This window comes from Robertmurraya beringensis (assembly GCF_042433785.1).
Classification (GTDB): domain Bacteria; phylum Bacillota; class Bacilli; order Bacillales; family Cytobacillaceae; genus Robertmurraya_A; species Robertmurraya_A beringensis.
On sequence record NZ_JBHLUU010000015.1, the window covers coordinates 98,883 to 114,343 of the forward strand.

The 15,461-nt window shown below is 38.8% G+C and carries 13 protein-coding genes and 1 riboswitch; of the genes, 12 read left to right on the forward strand and 1 reads right to left on the reverse strand.

Going from position 1 to position 15,461, the window contains the following annotated elements; genetic code table 11:
• Positions 1 to 23 precede the first annotated feature (23 nt).
• From polX to ACFFHF_RS02850, 11 genes are all read left to right on the forward strand, one after another.
• Positions 24 to 1,754, forward strand: coding sequence for a DNA polymerase/3'-5' exonuclease PolX (gene polX / locus ACFFHF_RS02800; protein WP_377057575.1), 1,731 nt, complete (start codon positions 24 to 26; stop codon positions 1,752 to 1,754).
• 29 nt (positions 1,755 to 1,783) lie between these two features.
• Positions 1,784 to 4,138: an endonuclease MutS2 gene (locus ACFFHF_RS02805; RefSeq protein WP_160546672.1), complete on the forward strand. Its 2,355-nt coding sequence runs from the start codon at positions 1,784 to 1,786 to the stop codon at positions 4,136 to 4,138.
• A gap of 17 nt (positions 4,139 to 4,155) precedes the next feature.
• Complete coding sequence (locus ACFFHF_RS02810) at positions 4,156 to 4,563, forward strand: DUF350 domain-containing protein (protein WP_160546673.1); 408 nt, start codon at positions 4,156 to 4,158, stop codon at positions 4,561 to 4,563.
• Between the two features lie 249 nt (positions 4,564 to 4,812).
• Positions 4,813 to 6,516: a long-chain-fatty-acid--CoA ligase gene (locus tag ACFFHF_RS02815; protein WP_377057576.1), complete on the forward strand. Its 1,704-nt coding sequence runs from the start codon at positions 4,813 to 4,815 to the stop codon at positions 6,514 to 6,516.
• Between the two features lie 191 nt (positions 6,517 to 6,707).
• Positions 6,708 to 7,292 carry a fatty acid metabolism transcriptional regulator FadR gene (gene fadR / locus ACFFHF_RS02820; RefSeq protein ID WP_160546675.1) on the forward strand — a complete coding sequence of 195 codons (585 nt, stop codon included), beginning with the start codon at positions 6,708 to 6,710 and terminating at the stop codon, positions 7,290 to 7,292.
• 30 nt (positions 7,293 to 7,322) lie between these two features.
• Complete coding sequence (locus ACFFHF_RS02825; RefSeq protein ID WP_160546676.1) at positions 7,323 to 8,096, forward strand: enoyl-CoA hydratase; 774 nt, start codon at positions 7,323 to 7,325, stop codon at positions 8,094 to 8,096.
• Positions 8,097 to 8,165: 69 nt separating this feature from the next.
• The gene (locus tag ACFFHF_RS02830; RefSeq protein WP_377057577.1) at positions 8,166 to 8,939 is read left to right on the forward strand and encodes an electron transfer flavoprotein subunit beta/FixA family protein; all 774 of its coding nucleotides are present in this window, start codon (positions 8,166 to 8,168) and stop codon (positions 8,937 to 8,939) included.
• Positions 8,940 to 8,988: 49 nt separating this feature from the next.
• Positions 8,989 to 9,966 carry an electron transfer flavoprotein subunit alpha/FixB family protein gene (locus ACFFHF_RS02835; RefSeq protein ID WP_160546678.1) on the forward strand — a complete coding sequence of 326 codons (978 nt, stop codon included), beginning with the start codon at positions 8,989 to 8,991 and terminating at the stop codon, positions 9,964 to 9,966.
• Positions 9,967 to 10,181: 215 nt separating this feature from the next.
• Positions 10,182 to 10,496 carry a thioredoxin gene (gene trxA / locus ACFFHF_RS02840; RefSeq protein ID WP_160546679.1) on the forward strand — a complete coding sequence of 105 codons (315 nt, stop codon included), beginning with the start codon at positions 10,182 to 10,184 and terminating at the stop codon, positions 10,494 to 10,496.
• Between the two features lie 116 nt (positions 10,497 to 10,612).
• Positions 10,613 to 12,385 (forward strand): excinuclease ABC subunit UvrC, encoded by a 1,773-nt coding sequence (gene uvrC, locus ACFFHF_RS02845; RefSeq protein WP_160546680.1) that lies wholly within the window; start codon positions 10,613 to 10,615, stop codon positions 12,383 to 12,385.
• A 64-nt stretch (positions 12,386 to 12,449) separates the two neighbouring features.
• Positions 12,450 to 12,630, forward strand: a riboswitch (Lysine riboswitch).
• 115 nt (positions 12,631 to 12,745) lie between these two features.
• Positions 12,746 to 13,975, forward strand: coding sequence for an aspartate kinase (locus ACFFHF_RS02850; RefSeq protein WP_377057578.1), 1,230 nt, complete (start codon positions 12,746 to 12,748; stop codon positions 13,973 to 13,975).
• A 69-nt stretch (positions 13,976 to 14,044) separates the two neighbouring features.
• Here ACFFHF_RS02850 and ACFFHF_RS02855 read toward each other — a convergent pair whose 3' ends face one another.
• Positions 14,045 to 14,497: a YslB family protein gene (locus tag ACFFHF_RS02855; RefSeq protein ID WP_377057579.1), complete on the reverse strand. Its 453-nt coding sequence runs from the start codon at positions 14,495 to 14,497 to the stop codon at positions 14,045 to 14,047.
• 327 nt (positions 14,498 to 14,824) lie between these two features.
• Here ACFFHF_RS02855 and ACFFHF_RS02860 point away from each other — a divergent pair, with 327 nt between their 5' ends.
• Positions 14,825 to 15,433, forward strand: coding sequence for a succinate dehydrogenase cytochrome b558 subunit (locus ACFFHF_RS02860; protein WP_066050245.1), 609 nt, complete (start codon positions 14,825 to 14,827; stop codon positions 15,431 to 15,433).
• The last annotated feature ends 28 nt before the right edge of the window (positions 15,434 to 15,461 follow it).

Here is a 15,461-nt window from a genome sequence, read left to right on the forward strand (position 1 = left end):
TTTAGTGAAAGTAGGTGGTTAGTGTGGCAATACAAAAAAAAGATGTGATACGTTTACTTGAGACGATCGCTACATATATGGAATTAAAAGGTGAGAATACATTTAAAGTGTCTGCTTTTAGAAAAGCAGCAAATAGCCTTGAAATAAATGAGCAGGATCTATCACAAATCGATGATTTTACCACCATTTCAGGCATTGGTAAAGGGACTGCTTCTGTTATTATAGAGTTTATTCAAGAGGGGCAATCCTCTGTTCTAAAAGAGCTACAGGAAGAAGTACCAAAGGGACTGATTCCCCTACTACAACTGCCTGGCCTTGGTGGGAAAAAGATTGCTAAGCTATACAAAGAGCTTTCAATAACGAATGTACAAGAGTTAAAGCAGGCGTGCGTGGACAAAAAGGTGAGAGAACTTACTGGTTTTGGTGGAAAGACAGAGGAGAAAATTCTTCAATCCATCAACGAATTTGGTTCCCAACCAGATCGACTACCTCTTGCATATATGCTACCAGTTGCACGGAAGATTGAGCTTGCTCTTTCTGAAATGGATGGAGTGGTTCGCTTTTCAAGAGCAGGTAGTATTAGAAGAATGAAGGAAACGATCAAGGATTTAGACTTCATTATCTCCACGGCTGATCCTCAATTGGTGAAGGAGAAGCTGCTCTCTATGGAGCATATCAAAGAAGTTGTCTCAAAAGGAGATACAAAGGTTTCCATTATCCTGGAATTAGAGTTTGACGTATCCATTGATTTTCGTCTTGTAAAGGACGAGGAATTTACTACGACATTACACCATTTCACTGGCTCAAAGGACCATAATGTAAGGATGCGTCAGTTAGCGAAGGAACGTGGTGAAAAAATAAGCGAATATGGTGTTGAACATATCGAATCCGGGGAAATTGTTACGTTTCATAGCGAAGAGGAGTTTTTTGCTCACTTTGGTTTGCCTTTTATTCCACCCGAAATGCGTGAGGATGGCACTGAAGTGGAACATTATACAGAAGAGCTTGAAATTATTGCTCTTGACCATATTCAAGGTGATCTGCATATGCACTCGACATGGAGTGATGGTTCGCATTCCATTGAGCAAATGGTAGAAGCTTGTCGAGCAAAAGGGTATAAATATATGGCGATTACGGACCACTCACAATATTTAAAGGTGGCCAATGGGCTAACGGTCGAGCGCTTACAGAAACAACGGCAAGAAATTGATGAACTGAATCGTAAATATGATGATATTACGATCTTAGCGGGTGTTGAAATGGATATTTTACCTGACGGCTCCCTCGACTATGAAGATGAGATTCTAGAACAAATGGATTTTGTTATTGCATCTATTCATTCCTCTTTTTCACAGCCGCAGGATAAGATTATGCAACGTCTTAAAACAGCTTTGAAAAATAAACATGTACATATGATTGCTCATCCGACAGGTAGAAAGATTGGCAAGCGTGAGGGGTATTCCGTAAATATCGAGCAATTGATTGAACTAGCAAAAGAGACAAATACTTGGTTAGAATTGAATGCGAACCCCAATCGGCTTGATCTTTCCTCAGAGCATGTACGTATGGCCCAAGAAGCGGGTGTCAAACTTGTAATTAATACAGATGCTCATATGGTTGAAACATTAGCTCATATGGACACGGGTATCTCTGCAGCGAAAAAAGGATGGGTTCAAAGGCAATCTGTGATCAACACTCTAGCTAAGGAAGAATTTCTTGAGCTATTAAAAAAGCGAAAAGAAGATAGAAGATAGACCTTATTTTGAAATAGGAGGCACACTCCATGCAAGAAAGAGTTTTAAAGGTATTGGAATTTACAAAAGTGAAAGAACAGTTAATTGAACATGCTTCTTCAAGCTTAGGAAAAGAAAAGGTAAGGGTACTGATTCCTTCAACTGATTTCGAAGAGGTGGTGCGTAGCCAGGAAGAAACCGATGAAGCGGCGAAGGTTCTTCGATTAAAAGGCAATGTTCCACTTACAGGGATTTATGATATCAGAATGCAAATAAGACGCTCCGCAATAGGTGGGGTGCTAAGTCCACTTGAACTTGTACAAATAGCTAGTACGATCCATGCGAGCAGAATGATGCGTCGCTTTATAGAAGATATGGTTGAACAAGGAATTGAGATTCCTATTTTAAATGAATATGCAAGTAACATCATTGTGCTCGCTGAACTAGAAGAGCCCATTCGAATGGCAATTGAGGAGAGTGGAGAAGTACTTGATACGGCTAGTGAAACCCTACGCTCTCTTAGAAGTCAGCTACGAACTAAAGAAGCAAGGGTTCGTGAAAGACTTGAATCAATGATTCGGTCTTCCAATGCGGCTAAAATGCTTTCAGACGCCATTATCACGATTCGAAATGACCGGTTTGTTATACCTGTTAAACAAGAATATCGTGGGCATTATGGAGGCATCATTCATGATCAAAGTTCCTCAGGTCAAACCCTGTTCATTGAACCGCAAGCAATCGTGCAGTTAAACAATGATGTGCAAGCGATTCGTGTGAAGGAGAAGCAGGAAATAGAACGTATTTTGGTTGAATTATCCGGAAAAGTAGGTTTGTTTGAGAGCGAGTTAGGTACAATTGTGGGGGTATTAACAGACCTAGACTTTATGTTTGCGAAGGCAAGGTATAGTAAAAGGATAAAGGGTTCTAAACCGAAAATGAATAATGAAGGGATCATCTCCTTGTTTAAAGCAAGACATCCCTTGATCGCCATGGATGAAGTGGTTCCCAATGATATTTTACTCGGCAAGACTTATTCTACAATTGTTATAACTGGACCGAATACCGGGGGAAAGACGGTTACACTAAAGACCGTCGGTTTATGTACGTTAATGGCTCAGGCTGGTTTACAAATACCTGCCCTTGATGGATCAGAAATGGCAGTCTTTGGCCAAGTTTTTGCAGATATTGGCGATGAACAGTCGATTGAGCAGAGTCTGAGTACCTTTTCTTCTCATATGGTAAATATCGTAGACATTTTAAATGAGGTAAGCTTTGATAGTCTGGTTCTATTTGACGAGCTAGGTGCAGGTACAGACCCACAGGAAGGAGCTGCACTTGCTATTTCCATATTAGACACTGTCTATAAAACAGGGGCAAGAGTGGTTGCTACCACCCATTATCCTGAATTAAAGGCATATGGCTATAATCGGGAAGGGGTAATAAACGCCAGTGTTGAGTTCGATATTGAAACACTAAGTCCAACGTATAAGCTTCTAATTGGGGTTCCGGGTCGAAGCAATGCATTTGAAATTTCCAAACGCCTTGGGTTGAAGGAAAAAGTCATAGATTTGGCACGATCACATGTTAGCTCGGAGAGTAACGAAGTCGATCAAATGATTGCAGCACTTGAAGCAAGTAAAAAACAAGCCGAAAATGAGTTAGAAGAGGCTCATGACACATTAAGGCAGGCTGAAAAGCTTCATAAGGATCTTCAAGAAGAGATTGTCACTTATTATAAAGAAAAAGATTTATTACGTGAAAAAGCTGAACGTGAGGCGCAAGCGATTATTGAAAAGGCCAAACAAGAGGCGGAAGAAGTCATTCGAGAGCTCCGTCGAATGAGAATCGAGAAAAAAGCCGATGTCAAAGAACACGAATTAATTGATGCCAAAAAGAGACTAAATGAAGCCGTACCTGTTTCCGAAAAATCATTGAATAATGAGTCAAGAAAACAGAAGCATAAATTCCATGCTGGTGATGAAGTAAAAGTATTAACTTTTAACCAAAAGGGACATTTAGTTGAAAAGGTATCTGATGAGGAGTGGCAGGTTCAAATAGGTATTTTAAAAATGAAAGTCCAAGAGAAGGATTTGGAATTTATCCAATCGGAAAAACCAAAGGTACAAAAGCATGTGACAACGATACAGGGAAGAGACTCGAACGTTTCCATAGAGCTAGATCTGAGAGGGGAACGGTACGAAGATGCTCTCTTAAGAGTAGAAAAATACGTCGATGATGCTTTATTATCTAATTATCCAAGAGTGTCGATCATTCATGGAAAGGGCACTGGGGCATTAAGGCAAGGTGTACAAGAGTACTTGAAAAACCATCGGTCGGTGAAAAAGATTCGCTTTGGTGAGGCTGGCGAAGGCGGTTCGGGAGTAACAGTCGTTGAGTTCAAGTAGGTAGGAGGAAGAGGAAGTTGAACGGTTTCTGGGAGAATGAATATGTTCATATAGCCGCTTATTGCAGTGTCGTTATTTTATGTATGATCGTATTTCTTGCTATTTTTGAACTTGTGACGAAGTACCGTAATTGGGAAGAAATTCAAAATGGAAATGTGGCTGTTGCTATGGCGACCGGTGGGAAAATTTTTGGGATCGCCAATATTTTTAGGCATTCGATTGAGCAGCACGATTCACTCATAACCATGATTGGTTGGGGAGTATTTGGTTTCTTTTTACTATTGGTAGCTTATTTTATTTTTGAGTTTTTAACACCTAAATTTAGAATTGATGAAGAAATTCAGAATGACAATCGAGCAGTAGGATTCATTTCAATGGTTATATCAGTTGGATTATCGTATGTGATTGGCGCAGGCATATCTTAAAGGAGTACGTAAATGGAAAAGCTAGCAAAAATACTTCTAATCCTTTGTGGGATCTTTATGTTTATAGGAATTTTTTATTTAGTCTTTTAAAATCGCCTTTTATAGGCGATTTTTTTTGTAGTAGGACAATTTATTATGTCCATAAACATATAGTAGGAGAAATTAAATTGTCACATATTATTCACTATATTATAATTAAGATGAGTAATCAGAAATTTCTATACAATTTCTTTGTAGGAGGGATGGAGAATGAGTGAACATAGGCCGTGGCTTGCTAATTATCCAGAGGAAATACCGGCTAACTTGGCGTACAAGTCAGAACCTGTTCAAACCTATTTGACGAACGCAGCAAAGGAGTTTCCGAATAAATCGGCGATTCATTTCATGGGCAAGGAAATGAGCTATGAAACGTTAAATGATCATGCGTGTAAACTAGCTTCTTATTTACAAAAGCTCGGGTTAGAAAAAGGTGACCGAGTCGCAATGATGCTTCCTAATTGTCCTCAAGCTGTTATTACGTACTACGGGATTTTACTAGCCGGGGGAGTTGTGGTTCCGACAAACCCGTTGTACACAGAAAGAGAAATCGAATATCAAATGAAGGATTCTGGTGCAAAAGCCATCGTGACCCTAGATATTTTATTTCCACGCGTCAGCAAAGTATTCACACAAACCAATTTAGAACATATTATTGTAACCGCTATCAAGGATTACTTACCCTTCCCAAAAAATCTCATTTATCCATTTATCCAAAAGAAACAATATGGAATTACCGTGACTGTTAAGCATGAGGGATGTCATCATTTATTAACAGAGATTATTAAGCAATCAAATAAAGAGCTAAAAAGCTTTTCAGTCGATTTTGAAGAAGATCTAGCTATTATTCAATACACAGGTGGTACGACCGGTGCACCTAAGGGGGTTATGCTTACTCATAAGAACCTTGTTTCTAATGCATCAATGAGTAACGCTTGGTTATATAAATGCAAACGGGGGGAAGAAACCATTTTAGCCATTATCCCATTTTTCCACGTGTACGGTATGACTGCTGTTATGATCCTTTCCGTCATGCAAGGACAAAAGATGGTATTGCTTCCGAAGTTTGATCCAGAACAGACATTAAAGACAATAGAGAAACAAAGGCCAACTTTATTTCCAGGAGCACCAACTATATATATCGGTTTGTTAAATCACCCAGACCTTTCCAAATACGATCTTTCTTCCATCGATTCATGTATTTCAGGCTCCGCGCCTCTTCCAGTAGAGGTACAAGAGAAATTTGAGGAAATAACGGGCGGAAAGCTTGTGGAAGGTTATGGATTGACAGAATCCTCTCCAGTGACTCATTCAAATTTTTTATGGGATCGTCCTCGCATTAAAGGAAGTATTGGGGTACCGTGGCCAGATACGGATTCGGTCATATTATCCTTTGAAACCGGAGAGCCATTACCACCTGGTGAAATTGGCGAGATTGCTGTAAAGGGACCACAAGTCATGAAGGGATACTGGAACAAGCCGGAAGAGACCGACCAAGTGTTAAGAGATGGCTGGCTTCTTACGGGAGACTTAGGATATATGAATGATGAAGGATATTTCTTTGTTGTTGACCGTAAAAAAGATATGATTATCGCTGGTGGCTTTAATATTTATCCAAGAGAAATTGAAGAAGTGATGTATGAGCATCCTAGTGTGCAAGAGGTTGTTGTTGCTGGAGTTCCCGACCCATATCGGGGTGAGACGGTAAAGGCATATATTGTGTTGAAGGAAAGTGCTTCTGCTACAGAGGAAGAGTTAAATGCTTTTGCAAGAAAGCATCTTGCTGCTTATAAGGTTCCTCGAATGTATGAATTTCGATCAGAACTTCCAAAAACAGCAGTGGGTAAAATATTAAGGAGAGCATTAGTCGAAGAAGAAAAAAGGAAAAGAGATGACAAGCAAGAGAAACAGGCTTAATTCTCCATAGCCGATTCGTCGGCTGTTTATTTTTGCGAAAGCAGGCTTGTACAGTCCATTTAGTTATGGCATGATAATAGTGTAAATAATACGTGAAATCCTTGACAGAAATTCGTTTACCAACTATTATAAATTTATGAATGATGATTCATTCATAAATGCAATAACCTTCTTGAAAGGAGGGTATGATTTTGAAAAAAGACAAACCAAAGTATCGACAGATTATCGATGCAGCTGTCATTGTAATAGCAGAAAATGGGTATCACCAAGCTCAGGTATCTAAAATTGCAAAACAAGCAGGAGTTGCTGATGGAACCATTTATTTGTATTTTAAAAACAAAGAAGATATCCTCATTTCTCTTTTTCAAGAAAAAATGGGGGCTTTTATAGAAAAGATGGAAGAGAAGTTAGAGGGGAAGAAAAGCGCAGCAGAAAAGTTATTACTTATGATTGATATGCATTTCCAAATGCTATCAAAGGATCGTCATTTAGCAATCGTCACACAGCTAGAATTGCGACAATCAAATAAAGACCTTCGCTTAAAAATTAATGAAGTATTAAAAGGTTATTTACATGTGGTTGACAATATACTTATTGAGGGAAGAGATTCTGGTGAATTTTCAGAAGATCTTGATATTCGCTTGGCAAGGCAGATGATCTTTGGAACAATGGATGAAACTGTTACAACTTGGGTCATGAATGAGCAAAAATATGATTTAACAGCACTTGCAGAACCGGTTCAGAAACTATTAATTAACGGGTGTGAAAAGAGATAATCATTACTATACGAATGAGGGGGAGAACCCATGGGCTTTTTGCATTGGTCTCATGAAGAGTTCATTGCAACAATTAAAATTGAACGTCCTCCAGCGAATGCGTTATCATCTCAAGTGTTAAAAGAACTGTCGGATATTCTTGATGAAATCGAATTTCATCAGGATATTCGAGTTATCGTATTGCGTGGTGAGGGGAGATTTTTCTCAGCAGGAGCAGATATTAAAGAGTTTACAACGATTTCTACAGGTGAGGATTTTGGTAGTCTTTCCACTCTTGGTCAAGATTTGTTTGAACGAATGGAGCGTTACCCAAAACCAATTATTGCCGTCATTCATGGGGCTGCTTTAGGCGGAGGCTTGGAGCTTGCGATGGCATGTCATTTCCGACTTGTCACAGAAAATGCCAAACTAGGCTTACCGGAGCTTCAACTTGGTTTGGTACCTGGCTTTGCTGGTTCTCAACGCCTGCCTAGATATGTGGGGGTAGCTAGGGCTGCAGAAATGTTGTTTACAAGTGAGGCAATCACGGGAGTAGAAGCGGTTCAATACGGACTTGCAAATCATGCTTATCGTGAGGAAGAGTTACTTGATCAGGCTTATAAAATGGCAAGGAAAATCGCAAAGAAGAGTCCTATTGCACTTAGCGCAGCAATTGAATTACTTAACTTTGGTAAGACAGATGAGTATTATTCAGGTGTAAAAAAAGAGGTAGAGTTATTTGAAAGGGTTTTCTTATCGAAAGATGGGCAAGAAGGTATTTCTGCGTTCATCGAAAAGAGAGAACCTAAGTTTACGGGAAAATAAATTTTTTTACATTAAATTTTCTTAATCTTTAGAACCAACTAAATGTTTAGATATATAGGAGGGGAACTTATGAATATCTTTGTATTGTTAAAGAGAACGTTTGATACGGAAGAGAAAATAACGATTGCTGGCGGAAAGATTAATGAAGATGGTGCTGAATTTATCATCAATCCTTATGATGAATATGCGGTTGAAGAAGCCATTCAAGTTCGTGATGCACATGGTGGCGAAGTAACCGTTATTTCTGTTGGTGGTGAAGAATCGGAGAAACAGCTTCGCACTGCTTTAGCTATGGGAGCAGATAAAGCGGTACTTATAAATATTGAAGAAGAGATTGAAGCTTCTGACCAGAATACAACAGCCAAAATCATTGCTCAATACTTAAAAGATCAAGAAGTTGATTTAATTATCGCTGGAAATGTAGCTATTGATGGTGGTTCAGGTCAGGTCGGCCCACGTGTGGCAGAATTACTTGAAATCCCTTATGTAACAACTATTACTAAGCTTGACATACAGGGGACAAATGCAACGGTTGTTCGCGATGTTGAAGGCGATTCAGAAGTCATTGAGACCAGTCTTCCCCTATTAGTAACGGCACAGCAAGGATTAAATGAACCAAGATATCCTTCTTTACCTGGAATCATGAAGGCAAAGAAAAAACCGTTAGAAGAGTTAGAATTAGAAGATCTTGACTTAGAAGAAGATGATGTAGAAGCTAAAACAAAGACAATTGAAATTTACTTACCACCAAAAAAAGAAGCTGGTAAGGTGTTAGCAGGTGACTTGAACGATCAAGTAAAAGAACTTGTTTCTCTTCTTCATACAGAAGCAAAGGTAGTATAATCATTCTTTTTTATACGAGCGGAAATAAATTTTACAGGAGGGAAACTTGATGGCTAGAAAAGTGTTAGTTTTAGGGGAAGTTAGAGACGGAGCTTTACGTAATGTGTCTTTTGAAGCATTGTCTGCGGGGAAGGTAATTTCTGAAGGTGGAGAAGTGGTTGGTGTTTTAGTTGGTAAAAGTGTAAGCGCTTTAGGACAGGAGTTCATTCAGTATGGAGCTAGCCGCGTGGTGGTGGTTGAACATGCCGAGCTTGCTCAATATACATCTGATGGTTATTCGCAAGCACTCTTGGCTGTGATTGAAGAAGAAAAGCCAGAGGGACTTGTGTTTGGACACACAGCACTGGGGAAAGATCTTTCTCCAAGAATTGCTGGGAAATTGAATTCTGGATTAATCTCTGATGCAACAGCTATTGAAGTGGCTGGTGGAAATGTTGTATTTACCAGACCTATCTACTCAGGTAAAGCTTTTGAAAAGAAGATAGTGACGGAAGGACTTATTTTTGCTACCGTCCGACCGAATAACATTCCTGCCCTTCCAAAGGATGAATCGCTTTCAGGAGAAGTCAATTCTTTAACGGTTGACATAAAAGATCTACGTACCATTATTAAAGAGGTTGTACGAAAAGCAAGTGAGGGTGTAGATCTTTCTGAAGCAAAAGTTGTTATTGCCGGTGGACGTGGTGTGAAGAGCGAAGAGGGCTTTAAACCTTTAAAAGAACTTGCTACTGTATTAGGAGGAGCAGTAGGAGCTTCAAGGGGTGCATGTGATGCAGAGTACTGCGATTATTCCTTACAAATTGGTCAAACAGGAAAAGTCGTGACACCGGACCTTTATATTGCTTGTGGAATTTCTGGAGCGATTCAGCATTTAGCTGGAATGTCTAACTCAAAGGTTATCGTGGCTATCAATAAAGACCCGGAAGCAAATATTTTTAAAGTGGCTGACTATGGAATTGTCGGAGATTTGTTTGAAGTGGTCCCACTATTAACAGAGGAATTTAAAAAATTGAAAATCAATGCGTAACGGTCAAAGAGCGGTTTAAAAGAGCCGCTCTTTCAACTTTCATGCTGTATCAATGAAAGAATATCGTTTTATAAATTGGGCAAATTACATAAGAAAACAACAGCGAGACATTTTATTAGCATCGACTGAAAAACGGTGATATACTGACGATAGTATTTTACTACTAAACGCAATCGAGATTTACTTCTCGAAGCAATACTTAAGGAGGCATGAAAATGGCTATTTCAAATGCTACAGATCAAAACTTTTCAACAGAAACAGGTACAGGCCTAGTGCTTGCAGACTTTTGGGCTCCATGGTGTGGTCCATGTAAGATGATTGCTCCAGTTCTTCAAGAGCTTGATTCTGAAATGGGAGACAAAGTCAAAATCGTTAAAATTGATGTTGACGAAAACCAAGAAACTGCAGCGAAGTATGGAGTAATGAGCATTCCAACACTTCTTATCATGAAAGATGGAGAAGTAATTGATAAAGTTGTCGGCTTCCAACCGAAAGAAGCTTTAGAAGAGCGCTTAAACTCACATTTATAAAATGCGTAAACCACTCATCTGAGTGGTTTTTTCTTTTCCAGTTGGCTCCTACTATTTATCCCCTCAAAAAAACTTTATAATAAAATCATAGAGTTTTGTAGTTGGAGGTGACCCTTTTGAATGAGATGATAAAAAATAAACTTGCTTTATTACCTGATCAACCTGGATGTTATTTGATGAAGGATCGGCAAGGGACCATTATATATGTTGGTAAAGCGAAAGTATTGAAAAACCGTGTCAGATCGTACTTTACTGGGTCTCACGATGGAAAAACGCAAAGGCTTGTTTCTGAAATAGAGGATTTCGAATATATCGTTACATCTTCCAATATTGAAGCATTAATTCTAGAGTTAAATTTAATAAAGAAACACGATCCAAAGTATAATGTGATGCTAAAGGACGATAAAACGTATCCATTTATTAAGTTAACGGCAGAAAGGCATCCTCGCCTGATTACAACCCGTAAGGTGAAGAAGGACAAAGGGAAATATTTTGGACCGTATCCAAATGTCTCGGCTGCGAACGAAACCAAAAAGCTTTTGGATCGGATTTATCCTTTAAGAAAATGCTCAACTTTGCCTGATAGAGTGTGCTTATATTATCATCTAGGTCAATGTTTGGCTCCCTGTGTGAAGGAAGTAAAAGAATCCACTTATAAAGAACTTGTAGAAGAAATTACAAGATTTTTAAATGGTGGTTACAAGGACATAAAAAAAGACCTTACACTTAAGATGCAAGCTGCTGCAGAAGAACTTGATTTTGAAAGAGCGAAGGATTTCCGGGATAAAATAGCCCACATCGAAGCAACCATGGAAAAACAAAAAATGACAACCACTGATTTTACAGACCGAGATGTGTTCGGCTATTCGGTTGATAAAGGGTGGATGTGTGTTCAAGTATTTTTTGTTCGCCAAGGCAAGCTGATTGAGAGAGACATTTCCATGTTCCCTATTTACGGAGAAGCGGAAGAGGAATTTTTAACGTTTTTAGGTCAATTTTACGATCAATCTAGTCATTTTAAACCAAAGGAGATTTTGTTACGTGATGAAGTCGATCTAGAATTAGCGGAACAACTCCTACAAACAAAAGTTTTGCAGCCGAAACGTGGACAGAAAAAGGACCTAGTCGAGTTAGCTACTAAAAATGCAATCATTGCTTTAAAAGAAAAATTTTCACTTGTTGAGCGAGATGAAGAGAGAACGATTAAAGCAGTCGAGCAACTAGGAGAGCAACTGGCCATTTATACCCCTCACCGAATTGAAGCATTTGACAACTCAAACATCCAAGGAACAGACCCTGTATCAGCGATGGTTGTATTTATTGACGGAAAGCCAGCCAAAAGAGAGTATCGAAAATACAAGATTAAATCTGTTGAGGGTCCTGATGATTATGAATCAATGAGGGAAGTAACAAGACGCCGATATTCTCGTGTACTAAAAGAAAATCTTCCGCTTCCTGATCTGATTATGATAGACGGTGGAAAGGGACATGTAGAAGCAGTAAGAGATATTTTGGAAAATGAACTAGGTCTAGACATTCCGATAACTGGACTGGTGAAAAATGATAAACATAGAACCTCGCAGTTATTGTACGGAAAGCCATTAGAGGTGGTTCCGCTTGAACGGAATAGCCAGGAGTTTTATTTGCTTCAACGAATTCAAGACGAAGTACATCGATTTGCCATCACGTTTCACAGGCAACTTCGAGGAAAAAACGTGTTTCAGTCGATTTTGGATGACGTTCCAGGAATCGGAGAGAAAAGGAAGAAGCAATTATTAAAAGCCTTTGGGTCGGTAAAAAAAATGAAGGAAGCAACCAAAGAGGACTTTTTATCCATAGGACTTCCACAAAATACAGTAGATTTATTAATGAGAAAACTACAAGAATAGCATTGCCGTCACCAGGAGGCTGTGCTATAATTAGGAAAATTTTATATTAATCACTTAATTGTTAAGTGAAGGTAGAGGTGCGAGCTCCATTAGTACCAGCTTTGAGAATACTGAGATTCAATGAAAAGCTGTGAAAGGGGATGTTCGCCGAAGTGGATAGGTCTCTGAATTGCCATATCTGCTGGTCCTGTGTTGAATAAATACTGGATTGTCAAGACGGTATGTCTTGGAGAGCTATCTCACTGTGTATAAGTCCGTATTTATGTACGTGCATTCACGCAGCCATGAGATATCTCTCATGGCTTTTTTGTATTTTCAAAAAAAGCCCATGAAAGAGATGAAAAGAAAGTAGGGGAAAATATGGGATTGGTTGTCCAAAAGTTTGGTGGTACTTCGGTAGGAAATGTAGATCGTATTAAGCATGTGGCCGATCGAGTAATTGAAGAAAAGTTGAGAGGGAACGATGTAGTGGTGGTTGTGTCTGCCATGGGAAAAACAACAGACGAATTAGTGGGTCTAGCCAGTCAAATCTCAAGTCGTCCAAATAAACGTGAAATGGATATGCTTCTTACAACAGGTGAGCAAGTGACTATTGCATTACTCTCAATGGTGTTAATAGAAAAAGGCTATGAAGCAATCTCCTTTACAGGTTGGCAAGCGGGAATTGAGACGGAGGCAGTTCATGGAAATGCTAGGATTTTACACATTAATACAAGTAAAATCCAAACAGAGCTACATAAAGGGAAAATAGTTGTGGTTGCAGGATTTCAAGGAATTGCGATTGACGGAGCGGTGTCAACTTTAGGTAGAGGGGGATCCGATACAACTGCAGTGGCATTAGCAGCCGCATTGAAAGCTGATAAATGTGATATTTATACCGATGTAACAGGAGTATTTACAACAGATCCACGTTATGTAAAAGAGGCAAGAAAGCTTAAGTCAGTTTCTTATGATGAAATGTTAGAGTTAGCTAACTTAGGTGCGGGAGTGTTACATCCAAGGGCCGTTGAATATGCAAAAAATTACGCAGTCCCACTTGAAGTAAGGTCAAGTATGGAGCGAGAAAATGGAACGATAATTGAGGAGGAAGTATCAATGGAACAAAGTTTAGTTGTACGTGGGGTTGCCTTTGAAGATGAAATTACGAGAGTGAGTGTGTTAGGACTTCCAAATGGATTAACCAATCTGTCAACCATTTTCAGCATTTTAGCAAAGAATCATTTAAACGTTGATATCATCATTCAAAGTATGACGAATGAATCGACGACAAATTTATCTTTTTCTATTAAAAGCTCTGATTTGGAAGAAACGATGGCAGTTTTACAGTCTCATAAAAGTGAGTTGCAATATGAAGGTATTGAAGCAGAGCCAAACCTTGCAAAAGTGTCCATTGTTGGTTCAGGGATGATCTCTAATCCTGGGGTTGCAGCAGAAATGTTTGAAGTGTTAGCCGCAGGGGGAATTCAGGTAAAGATGGTGAGTACCTCTGAAATTAAGGTCTCTACAGTGATAGAGGAAGCACAGATGCTGAAAGCAGTTGAAGCTCTTCATGAAGCATTTGAGTTGTCTGGAAAGTCTGTTAAGGCATAAACCAACGACTTGAAGAAAAAAGGTCAAACTAAAAAGCTTTCATAAAAAAATATGAAAGCTTTTTATGTATTAATCAATTGAATCCTTTTTATCCCAACGCACGGTGAAGGAAACCGTAGCAAGCTTTTTCTTGGGGTGTTCATACGCTTCAGCAATCACTTGTTTTTGCGTTTCCATTTGTTGTGCTAAGAATCCCGCTTCCAACTGGAAGTGACATTCTGGATACTCTTTAAAGCGATTTCTGATTAGGTCACTCGATAATTCAAATTCAAGTTCATTCTTTTTTTCAGTTTTAATTTGTAGTGTGCCCCAACCTGCCTGTTGGAAAAAAGCAATGATATCTTCGACCGACTGCAAAGGGTACTTTCTGGCTAAAGCCTTACCTGCCCAGTATAAAATAGAAGCCGTTTCTCTTCCTAGAATGTCTGGAATAAGTACTTCTCTTAGCAACTCATACCCAAAGGATGGAACAAGTGCAGGATCTGTGGCCGAAATAGGTTGTTCTAATTTCAATTCACTCAAAGCATGTCCCCCACTTTCTATTATTCTATTATATACATTTTCCGGGGAAATACGCATGAAAACAAAAAAAACTGATTTTAAAAATTTTTCACGTTAATTATTATACCAATATAAGAGGTGGCTCTATAAAATGTTTATACATAGGTGTTTGGAGTAATATCAATATATTAAAAATATTTCGTATTTAAGGTGCATTTTATGTATCCGTTTTCTTGACGCTCTTTCATGTTGGGAGTAAAATGAACATGTCACATAATTGTAAAAATTATTGTAAAAAAAACGGATACTATCTAATCATTCCGTTTAATTTTTAGGGGGGTAAAGTTCATGGCAGGAAACCGAGAGTTTTTTTATCGAAGATTACACTCGCTGCTTGGAGTCATTCCAGTTGGTCTATTTCTTGTGCAGCACCTTGTAGTCAATCATTTCGCAACTGGGGGGGAAGAATCATTTAACAAAGCGTCTCACTTTATGGAGAGTTTGCCGTTTCGATATGTATTAGAAACGTTCGTGATTTTTCTACCTTTATTATTCCACGCAATTTATGGGCTTTATATTGCGTTTACAGCAAAAAATAATACTAGTAATTATGGCTTTTTCCGCAATTGGATGTTCATGCTTCAGCGTATATCTGGAGTAGTAACTCTAGTATTCGTAACATGGCATGTGTGGGAAACTAGAATTGCAGCAGCATTTGGTGCAGAGGTTAACTTCGATATGATGGAAAGCATTCTTTCAAATCCATTCATGCTATGGTTCTACATCATCGGTGTGATTTCAACCACTTTCCACTTTGCAAATGGACTATGGTCGTTCTTTGTAAGTTGGGGAATTACGGTTACACCACGTTCTCAACTTATTTCTACTTATGTTACATTAGGGGTTTTTATCGCCTTATCAATAGTTGGTGTGCGCGCTATTATCGCATTCATATAATTTAATAGGATCTAATTCTCATAGAAAC